The sequence below is a fragment of the Devosia sp. A449 genome (assembly GCF_054489375.1).
This window is the reverse complement of the sequence record NZ_JBTMWU010000001.1, coordinates 664470-685846: the sequence shown is the minus strand read 5'-3', so window position 1 is coordinate 685846 and position 21377 is coordinate 664470. Positions and strand designations below refer to the sequence as shown.

24 protein-coding genes are annotated in these 21377 nt (G+C 64.2%); 12 read left to right on the top strand and 12 right to left on the bottom strand.

Annotated elements, in window-relative coordinates:
• Positions 1-9 precede the first annotated feature (9 nt).
• The 3 genes from dut to ACX3OW_RS03350 are packed head-to-tail and all read left to right on the top strand — an operon-like array spanning position 10 to position 1931.
• Positions 10-471: a dUTP diphosphatase gene (gene dut / locus ACX3OW_RS03360; RefSeq protein ID WP_459094319.1), complete on the top strand. Its 462-nt coding sequence runs from the start codon at positions 10-12 to the stop codon at positions 469-471.
• Positions 422-1219 (top strand): DUF2259 domain-containing protein, encoded by a 798-nt coding sequence (locus ACX3OW_RS03355; RefSeq protein WP_459094318.1) that lies wholly within the window; start codon positions 422-424, stop codon positions 1217-1219. Before dut ends, ACX3OW_RS03355 begins: the two co-directional genes overlap by 50 nt.
• 55 nt (positions 1220-1274) lie before the next feature.
• Positions 1275-1931, top strand: coding sequence for a HesA/MoeB/ThiF family protein (locus ACX3OW_RS03350; protein WP_459094794.1), 657 nt, complete (start codon positions 1275-1277; stop codon positions 1929-1931).
• Between the two features lie 195 nt (positions 1932-2126).
• Here the strand turns inward: ACX3OW_RS03350 and fabB are convergent, their stop codons facing one another.
• Positions 2127-3353, bottom strand: coding sequence for a beta-ketoacyl-ACP synthase I (fabB, locus tag ACX3OW_RS03345; RefSeq protein ID WP_459094317.1), 1227 nt, complete (start codon positions 3351-3353; stop codon positions 2127-2129).
• An 84-nt stretch (positions 3354-3437) separates the two neighbouring features.
• Positions 3438-3971, bottom strand: a complete 534-nt coding sequence (gene fabA / locus ACX3OW_RS03340; RefSeq protein WP_459094316.1) for a 3-hydroxyacyl-[acyl-carrier-protein] dehydratase FabA — start codon at positions 3969-3971, stop codon at positions 3438-3440.
• A gap of 186 nt (positions 3972-4157) precedes the next feature.
• Here fabA and irrA point away from each other — a divergent pair, with 186 nt between their 5' ends.
• The 5 genes from irrA to ACX3OW_RS03315 all read left to right on the top strand — a co-directional run bounded on the left by irrA (position 4158) and on the right by ACX3OW_RS03315 (position 7602).
• The gene (gene irrA / locus ACX3OW_RS03335) at positions 4158-4604 is read left to right on the top strand and encodes an iron response transcriptional regulator IrrA (protein ID WP_459094315.1); all 447 of its coding nucleotides are present in this window, start codon (positions 4158-4160) and stop codon (positions 4602-4604) included.
• A gap of 129 nt (positions 4605-4733) precedes the next feature.
• Positions 4734-5570, top strand: a complete 837-nt coding sequence (locus tag ACX3OW_RS03330; RefSeq protein ID WP_459094314.1) for an arylamine N-acetyltransferase family protein — start codon at positions 4734-4736, stop codon at positions 5568-5570.
• On the top strand, positions 5571-6167 hold the full coding sequence (locus ACX3OW_RS03325) for a YdeI/OmpD-associated family protein (RefSeq protein WP_459094313.1): 597 nt from the start codon (positions 5571-5573) through the stop codon (positions 6165-6167). It abuts the gene before it with no gap.
• Complete coding sequence (locus ACX3OW_RS03320) at positions 6164-6691, top strand: DUF1697 domain-containing protein (RefSeq protein WP_459094312.1); 528 nt, start codon at positions 6164-6166, stop codon at positions 6689-6691. The genes ACX3OW_RS03325 and ACX3OW_RS03320 overlap by 4 nt, the downstream gene beginning before the upstream one ends.
• Positions 6692-6711: 20 nt before the next feature.
• Entirely contained in the window at positions 6712-7602 is an 891-nt protein-coding gene (locus ACX3OW_RS03315; protein WP_459094311.1) for a ribokinase, read from the top strand.
• Between the two features lie 232 nt (positions 7603-7834).
• Here ACX3OW_RS03315 and infC read toward each other — a convergent pair whose 3' ends face one another.
• Entirely contained in the window at positions 7835-8371 is a 537-nt protein-coding gene (gene infC / locus ACX3OW_RS03310; protein WP_459094793.1) for a translation initiation factor IF-3, read from the bottom strand.
• Between the two features lie 184 nt (positions 8372-8555).
• Between infC and ACX3OW_RS03305 the strand changes: the two genes are divergently transcribed.
• Positions 8556-9332 (top strand): alpha/beta hydrolase, encoded by a 777-nt coding sequence (locus tag ACX3OW_RS03305; protein WP_459094310.1) that lies wholly within the window; start codon positions 8556-8558, stop codon positions 9330-9332.
• Here ACX3OW_RS03305 and ACX3OW_RS03300 read toward each other — a convergent pair.
• From ACX3OW_RS03300 to ACX3OW_RS03285, 4 genes are all read right to left on the bottom strand, one after another.
• Positions 9329-9985 (bottom strand): GNAT family N-acetyltransferase, encoded by a 657-nt coding sequence (locus ACX3OW_RS03300; protein WP_459094309.1) that lies wholly within the window; start codon positions 9983-9985, stop codon positions 9329-9331. The two genes, ACX3OW_RS03305 and ACX3OW_RS03300, sit on opposite strands and share 4 nt — an antisense overlap.
• Positions 9982-10854 carry an SDR family oxidoreductase gene (locus ACX3OW_RS03295; RefSeq protein ID WP_459094308.1) on the bottom strand — a complete coding sequence of 291 codons (873 nt, stop codon included), beginning with the start codon at positions 10852-10854 and terminating at the stop codon, positions 9982-9984. The genes ACX3OW_RS03300 and ACX3OW_RS03295 overlap by 4 nt, the downstream gene beginning before the upstream one ends.
• The gene (gene queG / locus ACX3OW_RS03290; RefSeq protein ID WP_459094792.1) at positions 10851-11930 is read right to left on the bottom strand and encodes a tRNA epoxyqueuosine(34) reductase QueG; all 1080 of its coding nucleotides are present in this window, start codon (positions 11928-11930) and stop codon (positions 10851-10853) included. Before queG ends, ACX3OW_RS03295 begins: the two co-directional genes overlap by 4 nt.
• Positions 11931-12025: 95 nt before the next feature.
• Positions 12026-12703, bottom strand: coding sequence for a glutathione S-transferase family protein (locus tag ACX3OW_RS03285; RefSeq protein WP_459094307.1), 678 nt, complete (start codon positions 12701-12703; stop codon positions 12026-12028).
• A gap of 112 nt (positions 12704-12815) precedes the next feature.
• Here ACX3OW_RS03285 and ACX3OW_RS03280 point away from each other — a divergent pair, with 112 nt between their 5' ends.
• On the top strand, positions 12816-13625 hold the full coding sequence (locus tag ACX3OW_RS03280; RefSeq protein WP_459094306.1) for an undecaprenyl-diphosphate phosphatase: 810 nt from the start codon (positions 12816-12818) through the stop codon (positions 13623-13625).
• A 12-nt stretch (positions 13626-13637) separates the two neighbouring features.
• Here ACX3OW_RS03280 and ACX3OW_RS03275 read toward each other — a convergent pair whose 3' ends face one another.
• The 4 genes from ACX3OW_RS03275 to ACX3OW_RS03260 all read right to left on the bottom strand — a co-directional run bounded on the left by ACX3OW_RS03275 (position 13638) and on the right by ACX3OW_RS03260 (position 19443).
• Entirely contained in the window at positions 13638-14261 is a 624-nt protein-coding gene (locus ACX3OW_RS03275; protein WP_459094305.1) for a LolA family protein, read from the bottom strand.
• 115 nt (positions 14262-14376) lie between these two features.
• The gene (locus tag ACX3OW_RS03270; RefSeq protein WP_459094791.1) at positions 14377-17001 is read right to left on the bottom strand and encodes an FtsK/SpoIIIE family DNA translocase; all 2625 of its coding nucleotides are present in this window, start codon (positions 16999-17001) and stop codon (positions 14377-14379) included.
• Between the two features lie 680 nt (positions 17002-17681).
• Positions 17682-19025, bottom strand: coding sequence for an ammonium transporter (locus tag ACX3OW_RS03265; protein ID WP_459094304.1), 1344 nt, complete (start codon positions 19023-19025; stop codon positions 17682-17684).
• A gap of 79 nt (positions 19026-19104) precedes the next feature.
• Positions 19105-19443, bottom strand: a complete 339-nt coding sequence (locus ACX3OW_RS03260; protein ID WP_459094303.1) for a P-II family nitrogen regulator — start codon at positions 19441-19443, stop codon at positions 19105-19107.
• Between the two features lie 263 nt (positions 19444-19706).
• On the opposite strand from ACX3OW_RS03260, the gene ACX3OW_RS03255 reads away from it, so the two are divergent.
• Together ACX3OW_RS03255 and ACX3OW_RS03250 are read left to right on the top strand one after the other, a co-directional pair.
• The gene (locus ACX3OW_RS03255; protein ID WP_459094302.1) at positions 19707-20930 is read left to right on the top strand and encodes an FAD-dependent monooxygenase; all 1224 of its coding nucleotides are present in this window, start codon (positions 19707-19709) and stop codon (positions 20928-20930) included.
• Between the two features lies 1 nt (position 20931).
• The gene (locus ACX3OW_RS03250; RefSeq protein ID WP_459094301.1) at positions 20932-21138 is read left to right on the top strand and encodes a KTSC domain-containing protein; all 207 of its coding nucleotides are present in this window, start codon (positions 20932-20934) and stop codon (positions 21136-21138) included.
• Here ACX3OW_RS03250 and ACX3OW_RS03245 read toward each other — a convergent pair.
• Positions 21135-21377, bottom strand: coding sequence for a Trm112 family protein (locus ACX3OW_RS03245; protein WP_459094300.1), 243 nt, complete (start codon positions 21375-21377; stop codon positions 21135-21137). The two genes, ACX3OW_RS03250 and ACX3OW_RS03245, sit on opposite strands and share 4 nt — an antisense overlap.

Sequence of the window (21377 nt, the reverse complement as noted above, 5' to 3'; positions counted from 1 at the left end):
GCCTATACGATGATTGATGTGGTTTCCGTCGACCTGGTCTGGCTGCCGCATGGCGTGGGCCTGCCCGTGCCGAGCCGGCAGACCGCCGGCGCCGCCGGCATGGATCTGGCCGCCGCGCTGCCGGTAGGCGAAGTGATGGTGCTAGCGCCGGGTGTGCGCGGGCTGGTGCCTTGCGGCTTTGCCATGGCGCTGCCCGAAGGCCACGAGGCACAGGTGCGGCCGCGCTCGGGCCTCGCGGTCAAATATGGGGTGACTGTGCTCAACGCGCCGGGCACAATCGACGCCGATTATCGCGGCGAGGTGATGGTGCCGCTGATCAATCTGGGGCAGGCCGAATTCACCCTGCGCCGCGGCGACCGCATTGCCCAGATGGTGATCGCCCCGGTCAGCGCGGCAAGTTTCGTAACGGTGGAGACGCTCGATGACACTGAACGCGGCCATAACGGCTTTGGCTCAACCGGACGCGGCTAACCCGGTGAGCGGGCGCGCGCCATTCTGGCTCGGCGCGGCCCTCGCCCTCACCCTCGCCACCCCCGCTTTTGCCGGTGACCGGGCCGGCATCGACTATCTCGGCTATTCCGACGATTTCCGCTATTTCGCCTTTGAAGAATTCGGCATTCAGGACGGCTCGGGCTTTGCCTATGCCAATATCTATGTGCTCGATCTAAGCAGTGACAGTTGGGTCAAGGGCGCACCGATCCGCGTCCGCCTCGACGATGAGAGTGTCGGCCTGCCCCAGGCCCGCGCCGAAGCGCAGGAACAGGCAAAGCCGCTGCTCGAACAATATGGCATCACCGAGCCGGTGGACATTCTGGCGCTGAATGGCGACGGCACGGTCGATGCCGATTTCAACCAGCTGAGTGTCGGCTGGCCGAGCTATGGCATGAGCGCGCCGGACCATGTGTTCGATTTGACGCTGGAGAGCTTCACCGCGCCGGGCGACGCCGCCTGCGCCAGCTATACCGATGAACCAGTCACCGGCTTTGCCCTCATTTACACCAAGGACGGCACCAGCACCGAAGTGCATCGCGACGAGACGGTGCCGAAAAGCCGAGGCTGCGTCTCGGCCTATCGGCTCTATGGGGTGATCGCCCCGTTTGACAGCTTTGCTGCCTTCAACACCGACCCGACGGCCGGCGTGGTGGCGATTGTCAGCGTCTATTCGCTGGGCTTTGAAGGGCCGGACCGGCGCTTCATCGCGGTGCCCCTTGCTCCCTGACCCGCTCTCGCCCGAAGAGACGCGGCGCTATTCGCGCCATCTGGTGCTCAAGGGCATGGGCGGGGCCGGGCAGCAGGCGCTGAAGGCGGCGCGGGTGCTGGTGGTCGGCGCCGGCGGGCTGGGCAGTCCGGTCATCGCCTATCTGGCGGCTTCCGGCATCGGCACCATAGGCATTATCGACGATGACGAGGTCTCGCTGTCCAATCTGCAGCGGCAGGTGCTGCACACCACTGCCAGCATCGGCAAAGCCAAGGTGGCGAGCGCCGCGGAATTTGCTGCCGCGCTCAATCCGCATGTGCAGATCGTGCCGCACAGCCTTAGGCTGACGCCTGACAATGCCCCGGCCATTTTCGCCGATTATGCGCTGGTGCTGGACGGCACTGACAATCTCGCCACCCGCCGTATCACGGCCGCTGCCGCCGAGGCCCTGGGGCTACCGCTGGTTTCCGGCGCTGTCTCGATGTTTGACGGCCAGGTCACCATCTTCGCGCCGGGCGGCCCGCGCTTCGACGATATCTATCCTGCCGAAGCCGACGATGCCGACCTGCCCAGTTGCGAAGCCACCGGCATTCTGGGGCCGCTGACGGGCGTTATCGGCACGCTGATGGCCATGGAAGCCATCAAGCTGCTCACCGGCATCGGCGAGCCACTGATCGGGCGCCTGCTGACCTATGACAGCAAGGGCGGCCGGTTTTCGGAGTTTTCGTATTAGGGGCTGCTGGCTTGCGCCGTCGCACCCACACCCTCGACGTCACTCCGGCCTTGAGCCGGGGCTCATCTCGAGATCGCCCAACAGCCGCAAGGTCGCTCCGCCACCCACCGTGTCACGACCAGCATCTCAGGATGGGTCCCGGCTCAAGGCCGGGATGACATCGCGGATAGGATCGTCACCCGCGCCAATTCGGCATTAGGCGTCAGGGTGCTTGAACACCAGCGCGGCGTTGGTGCCGCCGAAGCCGAAGGAGTTGCTCAGCACCACGCCCAGATCCACATTGTCGCGGCGCTGGCGCAGGATGTTCATGTCTTCGAAGGCTGGGTCCAACGTTTCGATATTGGCGCTTTCGGCGATGAAGCGGTGCTTCATCATCAAAATGGAATAGATCGATTCATGCACGCCGGTGGCGCCCTGGCTGTGGCCGGTCAGCGACTTGGTGGCCGAGATCGGCGGGCAGTTGTCTTCATTGCCGAACAGCGCGCGGATCGCCTCGATTTCACGCAGGTCACCGACCGGCGTGGAAGTGGCGTGCGGGTTGATATAGTCGACCTTCTGCTTGACGTTCTTGAGCGCCATGCGCATGCAGCGCTCGGCGCCTTCACCCGAGGGAGCGACCATGTCGAGCCCGTCCGAGGTAGCGCCATAGCCGATCAGCTCGGCCCAGATCTTGGCGCCGCGCGCCTTGGCGTGCTCATATTCTTCCAGCACCAGCACCCCGGCGCCGCCGGAAATGACAAAGCCGTCGCGATTGGCGTCGTAGCAACGCGAGGCCACGGCAGGCGTGTCGTTATAGCGCGAGCTCATCGCGCCCATGGCGTCGAACAAATCGCTCAGGGTCCAGTCGAGGTCTTCGTGACCACCGGCGAAGACGATGTCCTGCTTGCCCATCATGATCTGTTCCATGGCATTGCCGATGCAATGCTTGGACGTCGCGCAGGCGGCGGTGATGGTGTAATTGATGCCCTTGATGCCGAAGGGCGTGGCCAAAGTCGCCGAGGCCGTGGACCCCATCGCCTTGGGCACGGCCAGCGGCCCGATGCGCTTGGGGCTGAGATTTTTGCGGGTGATGTCGGCGGCTTCGACGATGGTGCGGGTGGAGGCGCCGCCCGAACCCATGACGATGCCGGTCATCGGGTTAGAGATGTCGCTCTCTTCCAGCCCCGCATCGGCAATCGCCTGCTGCATTGCCAGATAGTTCCACGCCGCGCCCTTGCCCATGAAGCGGGTGACGCGGCGGTCGAGGATTTCAAACGGGTCGAGGCCGGGATCGCCCTTGACCTGGCTGCGGAAACCCAGCTCGGCATAGTCCGGCGCGGCAACAATGCCGGGCTTGGCGGCGCGCAGGCTGGCCGTGACCTCGTCGAGCGAATTGCCGATCGAGGAAATGATACCCATGCCGGTGACGACAACTCGTCTCATCGTGTCCTCGCTTATGCTCTTGTATGGGCGCACTTTAGGGCCGGCGCCGCATTATGGTCGGAAAAGGTCCGGCATTAAGGCCGGTCAGGCACTGGCCTTCTGGTCATGCAGCTGGGCATCGGTAAACAGCCCGACGCGCAAATCCTTGGCTTCATAGATGATCTTGCCGTCAGCCTTGACCCAGCCGTCGGCAATGCCCAGCGTCAGGCGGGACTTCATGACCCGCTTGAGGTCGATGCCATATTCCACCAGCTTGACGTCGTCCGTCACCTGGCCGGTAAACTTGATCTCGCCACCCAAAGCGCGCCCCTTGCCGGGCTGGCCGATCCAGCTCAGGAAAAAGCCGGTCATCTGCCACACCGCGTCGAGCCCGAGGCAGCCTGGCATCACCGGGTCGCCGATGAAGTGGCATTTGAAGAACCACAGATCGGGGTTTACATCGAGTTCGGCCCGCACCTGGCCACGGCCAAAGGCGCCGCCGGTTTCATCGATCTGGGTGATGCGGTCGAACATCAGCATGGGCGGGGCGGGAAGACGGGCGTCGCCCTGACCGGGCAATTCGCCACGACCATGGGCCAGCAGCTCTTCATACCCAAATGCATTCTGCCGCTCGGCCATGCTTGTTACCCCGGTTAACCCTGTTGTTTTGTCTCGTATAGACGCGCGCAAGGGGGGTCAAGTCAGCCCCGGTTCGCCAGATCGCGCCGCCAGAGGCCCGCCGCGCCCCTGCGACTTGTATGAATACCCTGCCGTGGCTATAAGGAAGCCAGCAATTCCCGGCCCTTTTTCGTTTCCAAGGACCCCATGACAGATCGCTCCCAGACCGTCCGGTCGCATCCATCGCGCAAGCCCTGCCTCACGGCGGTCCTGCGCATGGCCGGTCTTCGCCCGACCCGTCAGCGCGTGGCGCTTGCCGAACTGCTGTTTGGCGGCCCGCATCGTCACGTCAGCGCCGAGCAGTTGCATGGCGAAGCTTCCGACGCCCGGGTCAATGTCTCGCTGGCGACAATCTATAATACGCTGCATCAGTTCCATGAAGCCGGACTGTTGCGCGAAGTCGCCGTGGATGCCTCGCGCTCCTATTTCGATACCGATACTTCCGATCATCATCACTTCTTCGTGGAAGATGAGCAGCGGATGATCGATATTCCTGCCGCCTCGGTCCAGTTCCTGGCCCTGCCCGACGCCCCCAAGGGCATGGTGGTGAGCCATGTCGACGTGGTGATCCGGGTGCGCAAGGCGCAGGCCTGACACTTTCAGCGAGCCGATATTTGGCGCGTCCAGCCCCCCGGCGCGACGAAATTGCATTCGGTGCCGGTGACAGCGCCCCACGCATCGACCATATTGCACGCCGAACGAAAACAGCGGCAGGGGTGGCTCATGAGCCAAAAGGTCAATCTCAAAGCCTATTTCGACCGAATCGGCTTTGCCGGCTCCATCGCCCCGACCTTGGCGACACTTGAGGCGATCCACGCGCTGCACCCCGCAGCCATCGCCTTTGAAAATTTCAATCCCCTGCTCGGCCTGCCGGTCAATCTCGATCTGGCTGCCATCGTCAAGAAGCTGCTGACCGACCGGCGCGGCGGCTATTGCTACGAGCACAATCTCCTGCTGCAGGCGGTGCTGCGCGAACTCGACTTCACTGTGCGCGGACTGGCGGCGCGGGTGCTGTGGAACGACCCCGATGCCACCGACAGACCAGCGACCCATATGCTGCTGGCCGTCGACATCAGCGGCGTCACCTATATTGCCGATGTCGGCTTTGGCGGCATGACGCTGACTGGTCCGCTGCGGCTCAAGGCTGATGTCGAGCAGGCCACCCCGCACGAGGCCTTCCGCCTCACCGGCGGCGATCCCGAGTGGCGGCTCGAAGCCAAGCTGGGCGATGAATGGCGCGCGCTCTACCAATTCGACACCGCCGAGCGGCAGTCCGCCGATTACGCCGCGTCCAATATTTTTCTCTCCACCGATCCCGAATCGGGCTTCCGCAAGGAACTGCGCGTCGCCCTGACCCCGCCCGGCAAGCGGCTGGCGCTCAGAGATAACCGGTTGACCACCCATGTGCTGGGCCAGCCCTCGGAAACCCGCCACCTGACCAGCGTCGCCGAACTGCGCGAGGTGCTGACCAATATTTTCGGCATTCATCTGCCCGCCAGCGAGCTGCTCGACCCGAAGCTCGAATCCATCCTCGCCACGGCCGGCGTGGCGGTGGACTGAATGGCCCCGGTCGTCGTCGACCCGGCCAAAATCAGGGAATTCACCAGCAAGGCGGCGTTTTACGACTGGCTCGCCTCCCATCACGACAGCGCCGACGAGGTGTGGATCCGCATCTTCAAAAAGGCCAGCGGCCACCAGAGCATCACGGCGGTGGAAGCCATCGACGTAGTGCTTTGCTGGGGCTGGATCGACGCCATCCGCAAGGGCTGGGACGAGATTTCCTTCGTCCAGCGCTATACCACACGCAAGCCCAAGAGCCTGTGGAGCCAGGTCAATCGCGACAATGTCGCCCGGCTGGTGCAAGAGGGCAAAATGACCGCGCATGGCCTGCGCCATGTCGATGCCGCCAAAGCCGACGGGCGCTGGGACGCCGCCTATGCCACCACCATGGAGGCGCCGGTCGACCTGCTCGCTGCCATCACCGCCAATCCTGCGGCCAAGGCACGCTATGATACGCTCAGCGCCCAAAACCGCTTCGCCCTGACCTTTCGCGTCCACAGCCTCAAGACGCCCGCTGGCCGCGCCAAAAAGATTGCGGCCTTTGTCGAGATGCTGGCGCGTGGCGAAACCATCTATCCGCAGGGCCCGGCGAAATGATCCGCCACCTGGCTTTGCTGCGCGGGGTCAATCTGGGCCAGCGCCAGGTCAAGAGCGCCGATCTCAAAGCCGCTTTCGAGGCGATGGGCTTTGCCAATGTCAAAACCATCCTGGCCAGCGGCAATGTGCTGTTCGATGCTGCGCCCGCAGCCGTCGGCCAGAAGGCGATCGAGGACGCCCTCGCCGCAAGCTTCGGCTTCCCTATCGGCACGGTGTTGCGCACCCAGGACGAGATCCGCGCGCTGCTGGCCGCTGACCCGTTCAAGGGCCGCAAGGAAGATCACGACACCAAGCTCTACGTCACCTTCCTCGCCGACAAATCCGCCAAAACCCTGCCCATGCCCAATGCCATAGCGGGCGACTACGAGGTGGTGCAGCTCACCAACGACGAAGTGTTCATCCTGGCGTTCCGTATGCCCAATGGCCGTTTCGGCGCGGGCATGGAGCAGATCTGGAAGCATTTTGGCAACAAGCGCCTCTGGACCTCGCGCAATTTCAATACCGTGGTAAAAGCCGCCGCATAAAGCGTCTGGGAGGCTCCTGCATGATCACCGTTTTCGGCTCGACCAATCTCGATCAGGTCGGCACCGTCAGCCGTTTGCCCAAGCCGGGCGAAACCGTCGCCGGCGGCACCTTCTCCATGGCGGCCGGGGGCAAGGGCGCCAATCAGGCGCTGGCCGCCCGCCGCGCCGGAGCCGAAGTGCGCCATGTGTCGGCCGTGGGCGATGATGCCTTTGCCGGTCTGGCGCTGGAACTGCTCAAGGCCGATGGGGTGAATCTCAGCGCGGTGCGCGTCGTCGACGGCCCCACCGGCATTGCCATGATCTTTGTCGACACCAAGGGCGAAAACGTCATCGCCGTGCTGCCCGGCGCCAATGGCCAGGTGACGCCCGAAGACGCCGATGCGGCGCTGGTCGGGCAGAGCGGCGGAGTGTTGCTGGTGCAGCAGGAAATCCCGCAGGCCGCCACTGCGCGGGCGCTGGAGCTGGCGCGCGCCCAGGGCATCACCTCCATCCTCAACACCGCGCCTTTCCTCGACAGCACCGCCGCACTGGCGCCGCAGGCCGCGATCCTGATCGCCAATGAAACCGAATTTGCCCTGCTGACCGGCAGCGACATCAGCGAACTCGACAAGGCCATGGCGGATTGGGCCCGCCAGCACAGCCAGACCGTCATCGTCACTCTGGGCGGCGATGGCGCCCGCGCCGTCACGGCCGCAGGCCAGACCATCTCGGTGCCGGCCCTGCCAGTCAAGCCGGTCGACACCGTGGGGGCCGGCGACACGTTTTGCGGCTATCTCGCCGCCGGGCTCGACGCCGGGCTCGACCTCGAAGCCGCCATGAAGCGCGCTGCGGTCGCCGCGAGCCTGGCGTGTCTCAACCCCGGCGCGCAGCCGGCCATTCCACGCAGCGACGCGGTCGCAGCGGCGCTCTAGGGCTTAGCTCCGCGCCCGTTGCTCCACCCCCTCCCAACCTCCCCCATCATGGGGGAGGTGTCGGCTTTGTGGTTGTGACCCGATCGCTGCCCCAACTCGATCTGATACCTCCCCCTTGACGGGGGAGGCTAGGAGGGGGTGGCGGAGAGCCCCGATATTCGGGCCAATCCCCAACAAAAAGGGCAGGCCCGACCGGACCTGCCCTTTTCAATTCATCCTGCTGCTGCCGCCCTTATTTGGGCGCCAGCACCATGACCATCTGACGGCCTTCGGAACGTGGCTGGCTTTCCACCTTGGCGATGGCGTCCATCTGTTCCTTCACCTTGACGAGCAATTGCATGCCCAGTTCCTGGTGCGCCATTTCGCGGCCGCGGAAACGCATGGTGACCTTGACGCGGTCGCCCTCGTCAAGGAAGCGCTCTACAGCCTTCATCTTGGTCTCGTAGTCGTGCGTGCCGACATTGGGGCGCAACTGGACTTCCTTGACCTCGATTACCTTCTGCTTCTTGCGGGTCTCTGCCGCTTTTTTCTGCGCCGCATATTTGTAGCGGCCGAGATCGAGCATCTTGGCAACCGGCGGGACGGCGTTGGGCGAAATCAGGACGAGGTCGAGCCCCTGCTCCTGAGCCTCAGCAAGAGCGGCGCGGGTATTGACGATCCCGCGATTCTCACCTTCAGCATCGATGAGCTGGACATCGGCGCTGGTGATATCTTCATTGGCAGGCGGCCCATCTTTCTGGGGCGCGACTTGTCTCATGGGACGACGAATGGCAAACGATCCTTGTGTTATTAAGCCAAGCGGGTGATTTCGGGCATAAAATCGTGTTACGCGGGCGATAAGTCAACTGGCAAACTACCAGAATTTCTGGCCTGTTGCGCCACGCAAACGCCGCGATTGCCACGCCCGATCGGCACGGCTAACGATTCATTTCCGTGAGAGGGAAATCTTCCCCATGTCTATAGCACAGATCCGCAGCTTCCGCATCCCCGTCGGCACCGGCGCCGCCGCGCGCGACATTGCCGTCGAGCAGCGCGACGGGCGCGGACCGGGCCTGTTCTGGCTGGGCGGCTTTCGCTCCGACATGGCTGGCAGCAAAGCGCTGGCGCTCGACGCGCTCGGGGCCCAACACGGCCTTGCCGTCACCCGCTTCGATTATTCCGGCCACGGCATCTCCGGCGGCGACTTCAACCACGGCACCATCAGTCGCTGGCTCGAAGAAGCCGAGGCGGTGCTGGCCACCACCAGCGGCCCGCAGATCATCGTCGGCTCCTCGATGGGCGGCTGGCTGGCGCTGCTGCTGGCAAGGGCGCTGCTGGCGCGTGGCAGCAAGGCGCATGGCGTGGTGTTGATCGCCCCGGCGCCCGACATGACCCATGAGCTGATGCTGCCCGACTTCACCCCGGCCGAGCACGAATCGCTGCAGAATAACGGCTATGTCGACCAGCCCAGCGCCTATTCCGACACGCCTTACCGCATAACCCGGGCGCTGATCGAGGATGGCGCCAACCATCTGCTGTTTGGCGGCGTCATCGAAACCGGCTGCCCGGTGACGATTCTGCAAGGCGGGCAAGATCCCGACGTGCCCCAGGCCCACGCCATTCGCCTCGTCACCCACATGCTGCACGACCCGGTGACGTTGACGCTGATCCCCGACGGGGACCACCGGCTGAGCCGCGATGAAGATCTGGAACGGATGCAGGACGCGGTGCTGCGGCTGGTGGAGGCTTAGTCGCGCAGCACCAGCTTGGTGCGCTGCACGCCATCCACCCCGAAATTGTCCGGGCTCAGCCAGCGTTCATATTCGGCCTGCAGCGCCGGCCATTCGCCATCGATGATGGAGAACCAGGCAGTGTCGCGGCTCTCGCCCTTGACGATGCGGTCCTGCCGAAACACGCCCTCGAATTGAAAACCAAACCGCAGCGCCGCCGCTTTGGAGGCTTCGTTGCGGGCATTGCATTTCCACTCGAAACGCCGATAACCCAGATCATCGAAGGCGTGGCGGGCGAACAGATACAGTGCCTCGGTGGCGAGACGCGTCCTGGCCATGGCCGGCCCCCAATAGACGCCGCCGATTTCGATGGAGGCGTGCTCGGGGAAAATCCGCATCCAGCCCTGCCGACCCAAAGTCTTGCCCGTAGCCTTGTCGATCACCGCGACATAGCGGTCGGGTCCGGCATTGGTCTCATCGATCCAGGCGCCGACCTCTTCGACACTTTGCGGCGCTTCGCCATAGAGCCAGCGATAGCGCTCGGGCACCCCCGCGCCGATCGAAGCGGCATAGAGCCCGGCAGCATGCTGGGACCCGAGGGGTTCGAGCCGGGCGTAACGGCCTTCAAGGGTAGAGTGCGGCGGCGCGGATTTGGCCGGTTGCGGGGCGGTCATGGCCGCGTCTCCTTGAGGATGGCGCCCAGTCCGGCGCGATAATCGGGATAGAGCAGCTCGATCCCCAGCGCCTGCTTGATGGCGGCATTGGAGACGCGCTTGTTGTCGGCATAAAAGCTGCGCTGCATCGGTGTCAGTTCGGCCGTGGCATAATCCAGCACCGGTGGCTGGGGCACGCCCAGCACATCAGCGGCATGGGCGATCACCTGCTGCGGCGGCGCCGGCTCGTCATCGGCCAGATTGAACGTGCCATCGAGCCGCGCGGCCGCGGCCAGCGCCGTCACCCGACCGATATCGGCAACATGGATGCGGTTGAACACCTGGCCGGGCTTGGCGATGGGCCGCGAGGTGCCATCGCGCAGCTTGTCGAAGGTCGAGCGGCCCGGTCCGTAAATCCCGGCCAGCCGCAAAATCGTCAGTTTCACGCCCCGCGCCTGGGCATAATCGCGCCACGCCTGCTCAGCCAGCACCCGGCGGTCGCTGCGGGCATTGCGCGGCACCAGCGGCGCTGACTCGTCGATCCAGGCGCCGCCGAAATCGCCATAGACCCCGACGGTGGAATAATAGCAGAGCCATTCGAGGTCCGGTGCGGCATCGAGATCGGCCCGGTGCTGCAGCAATGCCGGGTCACCCGCTTCGTCGGGGGCGATGGAGAGGATCACATGGCTGGCGCGGCGCAATGCTGGGCCGAGTGTGACGCCCGGCGCAGTGCCGTCGAACAGATAGGTACCGATGCCCTGCTGGCCCAGCATGCTCGCCTTGTCGGCGCTGCGCACGGTGCCGTCGACAGTGACGCTGGGGTCTATCTGGCGCAGCGCATCCACTGCCGCTTGTGACGAATAGCCCAACCCAAATACAAAACACTTCATCCGATATCCCCGTCCCACTCCGCCGCTACCGCGCTGTCGCTTTCCCGCGCCAGTTGGCTTGGTCGCAGCGCCTCGGCCCGCGCCGGCACCAGCCGCCGCAGCGCCCAGATCGCCGCCCCACGCACCAGCGGATCATCATGCTCCAGCCGCGCTTCGGCCAGTTTGCTCAATGCCACATCGCCTGAATTGCCGATGGCGATCAAGACGTTGCGCAAAAATCGGCCATGGCCAATGCGCTTGATCGGCGAGCCGGCAAACAGCACGCGGAACCCGGCATCATCCAATTGCGCCAGATCGGCCAGCCGCGGCCGCTCCAGTTCCTCGCGCGCCCGCAGCCGCGCTTCCCGGCTCACCGAGGCAAATTTGTTCCATGGGCAGACCGCCAGGCAATCATCGCAGCCATAGATGCGATTGCCCATCGGCACCCGGAACTCCAAGGGGATCTGGCCCTTATGCTCCACCGACAGATAGGCCAGACACCGCCGCGCATCGAGCTGGAACGGCGCGGGGAAGGCCTTGGTGGGGCAGATATCGAGGCAGCGGGTACATGAGCCGCAGCTTTCGGCATGCGGCTTGTCTGCGGGCAGCTCCGCCGAGGTGAGGATGGCCCCCAGAAACAGCCAGGAACCGAAATCGCGGCTGACCAGCACCGAATGCTTGCCCTGCCAGCCCAGCCCTGCCGCCTCGGCCAGCGGCTTTTCCATCAGCGGCGCAGTATCGACGAAGACTTTGACCTCGGCGCCGGAGCGCCGCGCCAGCAGCCCTGCCAATTCCTTGAGCTTGCCTTTGATGATCTCATGATAGTCGCGATTGCGGGCATAGACCGAAATGGTGCCAAGCGATTTTTCGCCCAGAATGGCCAGTGGATCGCTTTCGGGGCCGTAATTGAGACCGAGCAGGATCACCGACTTCGCCTCGGGCCACATGTTTCGTGGGCTGGCCCGGCGCTCCGCCGTCTCTTCCATCCACGCCATGTCGCCATGCCAGCCGGCCGCCAGTGCGGCGTTCAGTTTTTCCGGCAGGTCGGGGCGTGCATCGGCCGGGGCAATGCCAAAACTTTCAAAGCCCAGCGCCATGGCGCGGGCCCGCAGTTCGGCGACGAGTTTTTCGGTATTTTGGGCCACGATGCTCAAGCTACTGCATTTTGGCGTGGCGTGGATAAATCTGGCGTTCAAAAGTCGAGATCGGCATAGCCCTTTTGCGGCGGCATGGCGACGACGCGGTCATTGAGCAGGGTGCGGAAGGCCGGCCGGGATTTAATGCGGGAATACCAGTCGCGGGTTTCCCCGGCCTTGTCCCAGTCGATATCGCCGAGGTAGTCCAGCGTCGACAAATGCGCCGCCAGCGCGAAATCGGCCAGCGTCATGGTATCGCCGGTCAGCCAGGCGCGGGTGGCGAACAGCCAGTTGAAATACAGCATATGCTCATTGAGATTGGCCTTAGCCACGCGCAGCACGGCCGGATCGGGCGTCGCCCCGCGCTGGTCGCGCTTGACGATCTTTTCCTCGAGCACGTAGCGCGTCACTTCCTCGTTGAGCTTGACGATAACCCATTCGATCATCCGCCACATCTCGGCGCGCGGCCCCGGATCAGCCGGGATCAGCCCGGCCACGGCGCTGGGCGTATAGAGGTCTTCCACAGTGTGGATGGTGGCCAGAATGCCGACGATGGGCTGGTCGCCTTCGCCGATCAGGATCGGCAGGGTGGCGGCCGGATTGATTTCCAGCAATTGCTCGTCGCGCAGCCAGGGCTTGATCTCTTCCATGTCCAGCGGCACGCCATATTCGGCGCACATCAGGCGGATGAGGCGCGAGGACGGGTCGAGGGGATGGTGGATAAGGCTCGGCATTTACACGCTCTGGTTACAACCGGCCCGTTTGCCGTTCCCCGCCTTGGCGCATAGTGCGAACAGAGCTAAGAGGATCGGCCACTGCGGCCCTGGAAACGAGTTAGGGGATCAGATGAACGTCGATCAAGGTCTTTTTGTGCCGCTGATCCTGGGAATCCTCGAAGGGCTTACCGAATTCCTGCCCGTCAGCTCCACCGGGCACCTGCTATTGGCTGGTCATTTCTTCGGATTGAGCCAACCGGCGACCTTTATCGTGCTGATTCAGCTCGGCGCGATCCTGGCAGTTATCACCGTCTATTTCGCCAAACTGGGCCGGCTGATCGCCGATGCGCTGACCGGCAAGCCCTATGCCTGGCAATTCGCGCTGGCGGTGATTCTCGCCTGCCTGCCGGCGGTGGTGGTCGGGGTGCTGCTGCGCGACTTCATTCAGGGCGATCTGTGGAACTCGGCCTGGCTGATCTGCAGCACGCTTTTGGTCGGCGGCATTATCCTGTTGCTGGTCGACCGATTGAAGCTCGAAACCAAATATGACGATATTTACCAGTTCCCCTGGCATCTGGCGCTGATCATCGGGCTGTTCCAGATGCTCAGCCTGGTGCCGGGTGTGTCGCGCTCGGGCGCCACTGTGGTCGGGGCCATGCTGTTTGGCGCCAGCAAGCGCGCGGCGGCCGAATTCACCTTCTTCATCGCCCTGCCGATCATGATCGGCGCCTTTGGCTATGATCTCTATAAAAGCCGCGAGCTGATCGATCCCGATCTGGCGCTCAGCGTCGGCATCGGCTTTGCCGCCGCCTTCGTGGTGGGGGCACTGGTGGTGCGCTACCTGCTCGATTTCGTCAGCAAATACGGTTTCACCCCATTTGCCTGGTGGCGCATTATCGTCGGCGCCGCCGGCATGATCGCGCTGCTGATCTGGGGCTAGGGCGAAACCGCCCTATTGCTCGAGCGGCTTGTAGGTCGCCGGGATGGAGAAGAAGGCGCGTGGAATTTCCACGTCCTTTTCCACGTCATAGAGCGAGAAGGTCAGTTCGGCTCCGCTTGGCTCGACCAGGCTCCACTGCACCAGCTCCAGCGAATCGGTGTCGAAAATCAGCGACACCTGCACCGTGCCGGCCACGGTTTCGTCGATCACCGTGATCGACAGATAGCCATCGGAATTGGTGACGCCGATCACATTGGCATTGAGCAGGTCGATCTTGTCGCCGAGGAACTGGCGCAGCGGGATCGAATCCTGCGGATAGGCGTAATAGGTCTCGTCGCGCCGGTTGAGCACGTAAAAGCCCTTGCCGACGGAGACGATTTCCTCGCGGCTGGGCGGCGCGTAGCGGAAGGCGATCTTGTTGGGGCGTTCGAGAAAGAACGTGCCCTCGGTGCGCCCGCCATTGGTGTCGATCTGCAGGAAGCGACCGACCATGGTGCGGATGGCCGAATTATGCGCGCCGATATTGGCGATGAGTTGCTGTTCCTCGGGCGTCAGCGCCCGGTCGAGCGCCCAGGCCGGCACGGTGAGGGCAAAGGCGGCGGACAGGCCAAGCAGCAAGGCATCGCGGCGAATCATGAATAGAGGTCCCTGGCTGACAATCACGGTAAGGCTAACCTAGAAAGCAATTACGGCAACAGGTGGTTCCGCCCGTTGCCGCATGCTGTCACGTCTGCGTCAGTAGCGCCGACTGTTAATAGGGGTCCGACCCCACCAGAATCTCGCGCTTGCCGGCATGGTTGGCCTGGGAGATCACCCCCTCGCGTTCCATGCGTTCGATCAGCGTTGCCGCCTTGTTGTAGCCGATGGCCAGACGGCGCTGCACATAGGAGGTGGAGGCCTTCTTGTCGGTGAGCACGATATGGACGGCCTTGTCGTAGAGCTCGTCGCCCGAGCCGGCATAATCGTCACCGCCCGCCGCGCCTTCGCCGCCGAACTCGCCACCTTCACCGTCTTCCTCGGTGATGGAATCGAGATAGTCGGGCGAGCCCTGGCTCTTGAGATGGGCCACCACGGCTTCGACTTCGGCGTCCGAGACGAAGGGGCCGTGCAGGCGCTTGGTGCGGCCACCGCTGGCCATGTAGAGCATGTCGCCATTGCCCAGCAGCTGCTCGGCGCCCTGCTCGCCCAGAATGGTGCGCGAGTCGATCTTGGACGTCACCATGAAGGAGATGCGGGTGGGGAAGTTGGCCTTGATGGTGCCGGTGATGACGTCGACCGACGGGCGCTGGGTGGCGGTGATGATATGGATGCCGGCGGCACGGGCCATCTGGGCGAGGCGCTGGATGGCGCCTTCGATGTCCTTGCCGGCCACCATCATCAGATCGGCCATTTCGTCGACGATGACCACGATATAGGGCAAGGGCTCGAGATCGAATTCTTCGCTCTCAAAGATCGCCTCGCCGGTTTCGCGGTCAAAGCCGGTCTGCACCGTGCGGGTGATGACTTCGCCCTTGGCTTTGGATTCGGTGACGCGCTGGTTGAAGCCGTCGATGTTACGCACACCGATCTTGCTCATCTTGCGATAGCGATCTTCCATCTCGCGCACGGCCCATTTCAGCGCCACCACCGCCTTTTGCGGATCGGTGACCACCGGGGTCAGCAGATGGGGAATGCCGTCGTAAATGCTGAGTTCCAGCATTTTCGGGTCGATCATGATCATGCGGCACTGCTCGGGCGTCATCTGGTAGAGCAGCGACAGAATGAAGGTGTTGATACCCACCGACTTGCCCGAGCCGGTGGTGCCGGCGATCAGCAAGTGGGGCATGCGGGCGAGGTCAGCGATCACCGGCTCGCCGCCAATGGTCTTGCCGAGGCAGATGGGGAGCTTGCCCTTCATCTTCTCGAAATCGGAGCTGGCCAGCATTTCGCGGAAATAGACGGTTTCGCGATTCTGGTTGGGCAGTTCGATACCGATGGCATTGCGCCCCGGCACCACGGCGACGCGGGCGGAAATCGCGCTCATCGAGCGGGCGATATCGTCGGCCAGCGAAATCACGCGGCTCGACTTGATGCCGGGGGCCGGCTCGAGTTCAAACAGGGTGACCACCGGGCCGGGGCGGACATTGATGATGTCGCCCTTGACGCCGAAATCTTCCAGCACGCCTTCAAGCTGGCGGGCCATTTCTTCCAGCCGCTCCGGCGCATGCTCGGGCGCCGGACCATTATGGTGCGGCGTGGCGAGCAGGCTCAGCGGCGGCAGCTCGAACCCACCGGGCTCATCGAGGAACGAGCTTTGCGCCTCGCGCAGCATGCGCTGGCCGGGAGCCGGGCGCGGCGCCGGCGCGGCAACGACGCGGGGCTTGGCCGGATCAACCGGATGGAAACGCGAATCGCCGCGCTGCTGATGGCTGGTCGGCGTGCTTACCGGCAGGTCGGGCACGAAGGGAATGTCGTCCTCGACCTCTTCAGGGTAGTCGAGTTCGGTATCGTCATAGCTTGGGCGGGCATTGATGCGCGGCGAAATGGCGGGCGCGGCGTCGAAGGCCGGCTCGACCGGGGCGTGGATGCGGCGCGGCGTCAGCGACGGCTCGCGGCGTTCGACGACAGGGGCCTGGCCATCCATGCTCGGCTCGACTTCATCGTCGCGCCAGGTCGCGGCTTCGGCAGCGCGGCGTTCGGCATGGCTTTCGCGGGCGCGGCGGAAGGCGGTGCGCAGCGAATAGCCGGTATGGACCAGCGCGCCGAGCACGATATCGACCAGCGGATTGGTCTCGGGCTCATCGGCCTCCGGCGCGGCGGCAGCGCCCTTGCGGCCAGCGGCCAGCGGCTTTTTCGGACCTGTCGGCACGGCGCTGCCCAGACCCATGGCGATCCAGAAGGCGGCCATGGCCGGAATGGCGATGATGATGGCGAACAGCACGGCGGTGACCGCCTGCGGCGCTTCGCCGGCCACCAAAGTGGCCAGCATGGTGAAGCCATTGCCGATCAACCCGCCCAGCCCGGTGGGCAGCGGCCAGCTGGCCGGCATGGCGACAAAGGACAATACCCCCGCGCCCAGTATCGTCGCGGCAACCCAGCCAGTGAGGCGCATGCCGAGATGGGTCGGCATGCGGCGGCGGGCAAAGGCCCAGCCCCACAAGGCCGGCGGCACCAGTAGCAGCAAAGCGGCCAGTCCCAGCACCTGGAACAGCGAATCGGCGATCACCGCGCCGGGAAAGCCCAGCCAATTGGCCGGCGACTTGGCGGTGGCATAGGAAAAACTCGGATCGTCGACCGACCAGGAGGCCAGCGCCACGAGGCACACCGCCACCAGCCCGAGCAGCACGAAGCCGGCCAAGCGCACCGGAATGCGAATGGCCAGCGCGGGCGGCGGCATCGGCACAGCCTTGGCGCTGCCGCGCGAACGCTGCGGCACGGAGCGGATTTCATCGAGCACTGGCGAGGGGGAGCTGGACATGGGCGAACTCAATACTGCCCGGAACAAACCGGGCCCACTAATTGCTGCCAATCTAAGCCGAGCGGGTTAACCCAAGGCTAACCATGGGAATTTGTGAGGGCGGCAGGCGCGTGCACAAGCGCCGCCAGGCGCGGTTTCGACCAGAACAGGCGGAGCCCCGAGGCGGCAACCGCCCCGATGGATAGTAAAATAGTGAGGTGATCGTCGCCTCGGGGCGTCGGGTTTTTCTCGGAAGGCAGACCGCAAGCCCCAGCATGAAACCGTAGCCTCATGCCCGAATGCCCCATCCGCACAGCCCAGGGCGGAGCGCGACCTCCACCCTCCCGACCGTCAATCCGGACACCGGTCGCTGCAGCGCCGCCTGTATCCCGGAAGATGGGAGGAGTATGCGCGAGGTTTTGGGGGCGGGGATAAGATGGATAAGTTTTGGGGGGGTGTGGCGCCTGGGGCACCACCCCCTCCTAGCCTCCCCCTTCAAGGGGGAGGTATCGCTCCACTCTTGGGCGCGATCGTGCCGCACACGCGAAGCGAAAGCCCCTCCCCCTTGAGGGGAGGGAAGGTCGACTGATGGTGTTGGTGCACCACTCTTGCGATACGCCTCAGTTGTATGCGCGCTCGCCATGGCTCGAAATGTCGAGGCCATCCACTTCGCTCGATTCGGCGACGCGGACGCCGCCGAACAGCGCCTTGACCACCAGCATGGCGACAAAGGCCACGACGGCCGACCACAGCACGGCCACCAGCACGGCCAGGCCCTGGATCACCAACTGCCCGCTGATGGAGTAACCCTCGGCGCCGAAGCCGCCCAGGGCCGGCGCGGCGACGATGGCGGTGCCGAGGGCGCCGACAATGCCGCCAATGCCATGGATGCCGAAGACGTCGAGGCTGTCGTCATAGCGCAGCCAGGGCTTGAGCGTGACCACGGCCCAGAGACAGACAAAGCCGGCCACCGCGCCCAGGACGATGGCGCCCAGCGTTCCGGCAAAGCCGGCTGCGGGGGTGATGGCGACCAGCCCGGCCACCGCACCCGAGACAAAGCCCAGCGAGGAGGCATGGCCGCGGGTGATTTTTTCGCCCAGTGCCCAGGCGATGCCGGCAGCAGCCGGCGCGGTGATGGTGTTGAGGAAGGCCTGTGCGGCCAGACCATTGGCGCCGAGGGCCGAGCCGGCATTGAAGCCGAACCAGCCGACCCAGAGCAGGCAGGCTCCGATATAGGTGAACACCAGATTATGCGGCGCAATCGGCTCTTTCATATAGCCCAGACGCGGCCCCAGCACGATGGCGGCGACCAGTGCGGCGACACCAGAATTGATATGCACCACGGTGCCGCCGGCAAAATCGAGCGCCCCCATATTGAAGAACAGCCCGGCCCCCGACCACACCATATGGGCGATCGGCAGATAGGACAGCGAGAACCAGATCGCCAGAAACGCCAGCACGGCGCCGAATTTCATGCGCTCGGCAATGCCGCCCACCACCAGCGCGGCGGTGATGCAGGCGAAGGTCAGCTGGAACACCACGAAGACCAGCTCGGGAATGCTGCCCGACACCGCATCGGGCGTGACATTGGCGAGGAAGAGATTGGAGAAATCGCCGATAAAGGCCGAAATACCGCCATCGGCGGGGCCGGAAAAGGCCAGCGAATAGCCATAGGCCACCCAGAGCAGGGCGATCATGACAAAGGCCCCAAACACTTGGGTGGCCACCGACAGGATGTTTTTGGAGCGCACCAGCCCGCCGTAAAACAGCGCCACGCCCGGAATGGTCATCAGGATGACCAACAGGGTTGAAACGAGCATCCAGGCGGTATCGCCGCTATCGATGCTGGCGACGGCCTCTTCGACCACTTCGGTGGCCGGCGCGGCCGCGTCCTGAGCCAGCGCCGGCAAGGCCAGCAGCAGAGAGGCGAGTGCAGCGCTCCCCAATAGTCTTGACGTCTTCATCTTGGTTCTCCCGATGACGTTTTTTGTGTCGTCGCGTGTCCGAACCGCAAAAGTGGCGTCCACTTTTGCGGGACGCGCGCTAAAGTGCAGACGCGCCGGTTTCGCCGGTGCGGATACGGGTGACGGCGAGCAGGTCGAGCACGAAAATCTTGCCGTCGCCGATGCGACCGGTGCGGGCGCTGTCGCTGATGGCGGTGCTGACGGCGTCGGCGAGATCATCGTCGACGGCGATTTCGAGTTTGAGCTTGGGCACGAAGTGGACGGCATATTCCGTGCCGCGATAGATTTCCGAGTGGCCCTTCTGGCGGCCATAGCCCTTCACCTCGGTCACGGTCATGCCGTGGACATCGAGCGTATTGAGAGCCTGGCGCACCTCTTCGAGGCGTGATGGCTTGATAATCGCGATCACCAGTTTCATGTGTTCCCCTTTGCGACTTGGCGCTGTCTGGAATGCACAAGACGACTCAAGCGCCGTGCCAAGTCGGGGACGCAGCGAAAATACAAGATGATTCAATGACTTATGATTTTCGTTGGAATCGGCCGGCGCGTGCGGCCGGATAAATGCTCAATTTTCGCGCAAGGCGAAAAGCCTCTGATCAAAATTGCAGCAGTCGCCGCGACGATCAGCGCGCTTGCACCAAAACACGGCCGGACCACAAATAGAGCGCAAGGAGACACGGCATGAGCACTAGCAACGATAATTTCGACGTGCTGATCGTGGGTGGAGGGCCGGTGGGCCTGACGCTGGCGCTGGCGCTGGTGCAGTCGGCCCGCGGCATCCGTATTGGCCTCGTCGATCGCCGGCCGCTGTCAGTGCCGCGCGATGCCCGCGCTTCGGCCATTGCCGCCGGGGTGCGCCGGGTGTTCGAGGCACTGGGCGTGTGGCCGGCGATGGCCGCCGAAGCCCAGCCGATCACCGCCATGCGGATCACCGATTCGGGCGAGGGCGATATCGCCCGACCGCTATTCCTGACCTTTGATGGCGATGTGGCGCCGGGCGAGGCCTTTGCCCATATGGTGCCCAACCGCGTCAGCGGCCAGGTGCTGCTTGATGCCGTGTCCGCGCATATCGAGGTCATTGCCCCGGCCACCATTACCGGCTTTGCCGAAGGTGCTGGCAGCGCAAGGCTGACGCTGGCCGATGGCCGTGTGCTGAGCGCCCCACTGGTGGTCGCTGCCGATGGTGGCCAGTCGACCCTGCGCAACATGGCCCAGATTGGCGTCATCGCCCATGATTATGGGCAGACCGGGCTGGTCACCAATATCGGCCATGAATTGCCGCATGATGGCATGGCCTATGAGCATTTCCGCCCCGCCGGACCGTTTGCCAGCCTGCCGCTGCCGGGCAACCGCTCGTCGCTGGTGTGGACCGAGCGGACGGCCGATGCGCCACGTTTCCTCGCCATGGACCACGCCACGCTGGCGCGCGAAATCGAGGCGGTGATGGGGTCCAGCCTGGGCGCGGTTACTGTCGAGGAAGATTTGCAGGGGTTTCCGCTGCGGCTGCAGATTGCGCGCGAGTTTATTGCCCCTCGCCTGGCACTGGTCGGCGACGCTGCGCATGTGGTGCATCCGATTGCCGGACAGGGGCTTAATCTGGGGCTCAAGGATGTGGCGGCTTTGGCCGAAGTGGTGATCGAATCGATCCGGCTCGGGCTCGATCATGGCGGCGCCGATGTGCTGGGGCGCTATCAGAGCTGGCGCCGGCTCGATACGGCCAGCATGGCGGCGATGACCGATGGGCTCAATCGGCTGTTTTCCAACGACCTCGCCCCGGTGCGTGCGCTGCGCGATGTCGGGCTGGGGCTGGTGGATCGGGCCGGTCCGATCAAGGCGGCGCTGATTCGCACTGCGTCGGGCGTGTCCGGCAGCGGCCCGAAACTGCTCAGCGGCTTGCCGATCTAAAATGGTCCGGTTCGACTCCACGGCGATCGAGCGCGCGGAGTACGATCCAGAGAGCCGGGTGCTGCAAATCTGGTTCAAGCCCTCGGGTGGCCCCTATGACCATCTCGAGGTGCCCGAAGAGGTGTTTTACGAGCTCTGCACCGCCCCCTCAGCCGGGCGCTACTACAACGAGCATATCCGCGACCGCTATGAGGTGATCCCGCCTTAGCCGCCGCCCTTCAGCTCCGGCATTTTCCGCAGGGCTTCGGGGTCGACATTGCGGGCTTCGTCGAGGCTGAGCAGCGGCACGCCCTTCACAATCGGAAAGGCCAGCCGCGCTGCTACCGAAATCAGCTCGCTGCGGTCGGCCGATAGCGTCAGCCGCGTCTTGGTCAGCGGGCAGACCAGCATTTCGAGCGTCTTGACGTCGAACTCATGGCGCGGATTGGGGGCGGGCGCCTGGGCCAT

What these genes read in the sequence shown, in the direction of transcription:
- dut (WP_459094319.1), top strand. Translation starts at nt 10, where the DNA reads ATGATTGATGTGGTTTCCGTCGACCTGGTCTGGCTGCCGCATGGCGTG.
- ACX3OW_RS03355 (WP_459094318.1), top strand. Translation starts at nt 422, where the DNA reads ATGACACTGAACGCGGCCATAACGGCTTTGGCTCAACCGGACGCGGCT.
- ACX3OW_RS03350 (WP_459094794.1), top strand. Translation starts at nt 1,275, where the DNA reads ATGGGCGGGGCCGGGCAGCAGGCGCTGAAGGCGGCGCGGGTGCTGGTG.
- fabB (WP_459094317.1), bottom strand. Translation starts at nt 3,353, where the DNA reads ATGAGACGAGTTGTCGTCACCGGCATGGGTATCATTTCCTCGATCGGC.
- fabA (WP_459094316.1), bottom strand. Translation starts at nt 3,971, where the DNA reads ATGGCCGAGCGGCAGAATGCATTTGGGTATGAAGAGCTGCTGGCCCAT.
- irrA (WP_459094315.1), top strand. Translation starts at nt 4,158, where the DNA reads ATGACAGATCGCTCCCAGACCGTCCGGTCGCATCCATCGCGCAAGCCC.
- ACX3OW_RS03330 (WP_459094314.1), top strand. Translation starts at nt 4,734, where the DNA reads ATGAGCCAAAAGGTCAATCTCAAAGCCTATTTCGACCGAATCGGCTTT.
- ACX3OW_RS03325 (WP_459094313.1), top strand. Translation starts at nt 5,571, where the DNA reads ATGGCCCCGGTCGTCGTCGACCCGGCCAAAATCAGGGAATTCACCAGC.
- ACX3OW_RS03320 (WP_459094312.1), top strand. Translation starts at nt 6,164, where the DNA reads ATGATCCGCCACCTGGCTTTGCTGCGCGGGGTCAATCTGGGCCAGCGC.
- ACX3OW_RS03315 (WP_459094311.1), top strand. Translation starts at nt 6,712, where the DNA reads ATGATCACCGTTTTCGGCTCGACCAATCTCGATCAGGTCGGCACCGTC.
- ACX3OW_RS03305 (WP_459094310.1), top strand. Translation starts at nt 8,556, where the DNA reads ATGTCTATAGCACAGATCCGCAGCTTCCGCATCCCCGTCGGCACCGGC.
- ACX3OW_RS03300 (WP_459094309.1), bottom strand. Translation starts at nt 9,985, where the DNA reads ATGACCGCCCCGCAACCGGCCAAATCCGCGCCGCCGCACTCTACCCTT.
- ACX3OW_RS03295 (WP_459094308.1), bottom strand. Translation starts at nt 10,854, where the DNA reads ATGAAGTGTTTTGTATTTGGGTTGGGCTATTCGTCACAAGCGGCAGTG.
- queG (WP_459094792.1), bottom strand. Translation starts at nt 11,930, where the DNA reads ATGGCGCTGGGCTTTGAAAGTTTTGGCATTGCCCCGGCCGATGCACGC.
- ACX3OW_RS03285 (WP_459094307.1), bottom strand. Translation starts at nt 12,703, where the DNA reads ATGCCGAGCCTTATCCACCATCCCCTCGACCCGTCCTCGCGCCTCATC.
- ACX3OW_RS03280 (WP_459094306.1), top strand. Translation starts at nt 12,816, where the DNA reads ATGAACGTCGATCAAGGTCTTTTTGTGCCGCTGATCCTGGGAATCCTC.
- ACX3OW_RS03275 (WP_459094305.1), bottom strand. Translation starts at nt 14,261, where the DNA reads ATGATTCGCCGCGATGCCTTGCTGCTTGGCCTGTCCGCCGCCTTTGCC.
- ACX3OW_RS03270 (WP_459094791.1), bottom strand. Translation starts at nt 17,001, where the DNA reads ATGCCGCCGCCCGCGCTGGCCATTCGCATTCCGGTGCGCTTGGCCGGC.
- ACX3OW_RS03265 (WP_459094304.1), bottom strand. Translation starts at nt 19,025, where the DNA reads ATGAAGACGTCAAGACTATTGGGGAGCGCTGCACTCGCCTCTCTGCTG.
- ACX3OW_RS03260 (WP_459094303.1), bottom strand. Translation starts at nt 19,443, where the DNA reads ATGAAACTGGTGATCGCGATTATCAAGCCATCACGCCTCGAAGAGGTG.
- ACX3OW_RS03255 (WP_459094302.1), top strand. Translation starts at nt 19,707, where the DNA reads ATGAGCACTAGCAACGATAATTTCGACGTGCTGATCGTGGGTGGAGGG.
- ACX3OW_RS03250 (WP_459094301.1), top strand. Translation starts at nt 20,932, where the DNA reads ATGGTCCGGTTCGACTCCACGGCGATCGAGCGCGCGGAGTACGATCCA.
- ACX3OW_RS03245 (WP_459094300.1), bottom strand. Translation starts at nt 21,377, where the DNA reads ATGGCCCAGGCGCCCGCCCCCAATCCGCGCCATGAGTTCGACGTCAAG.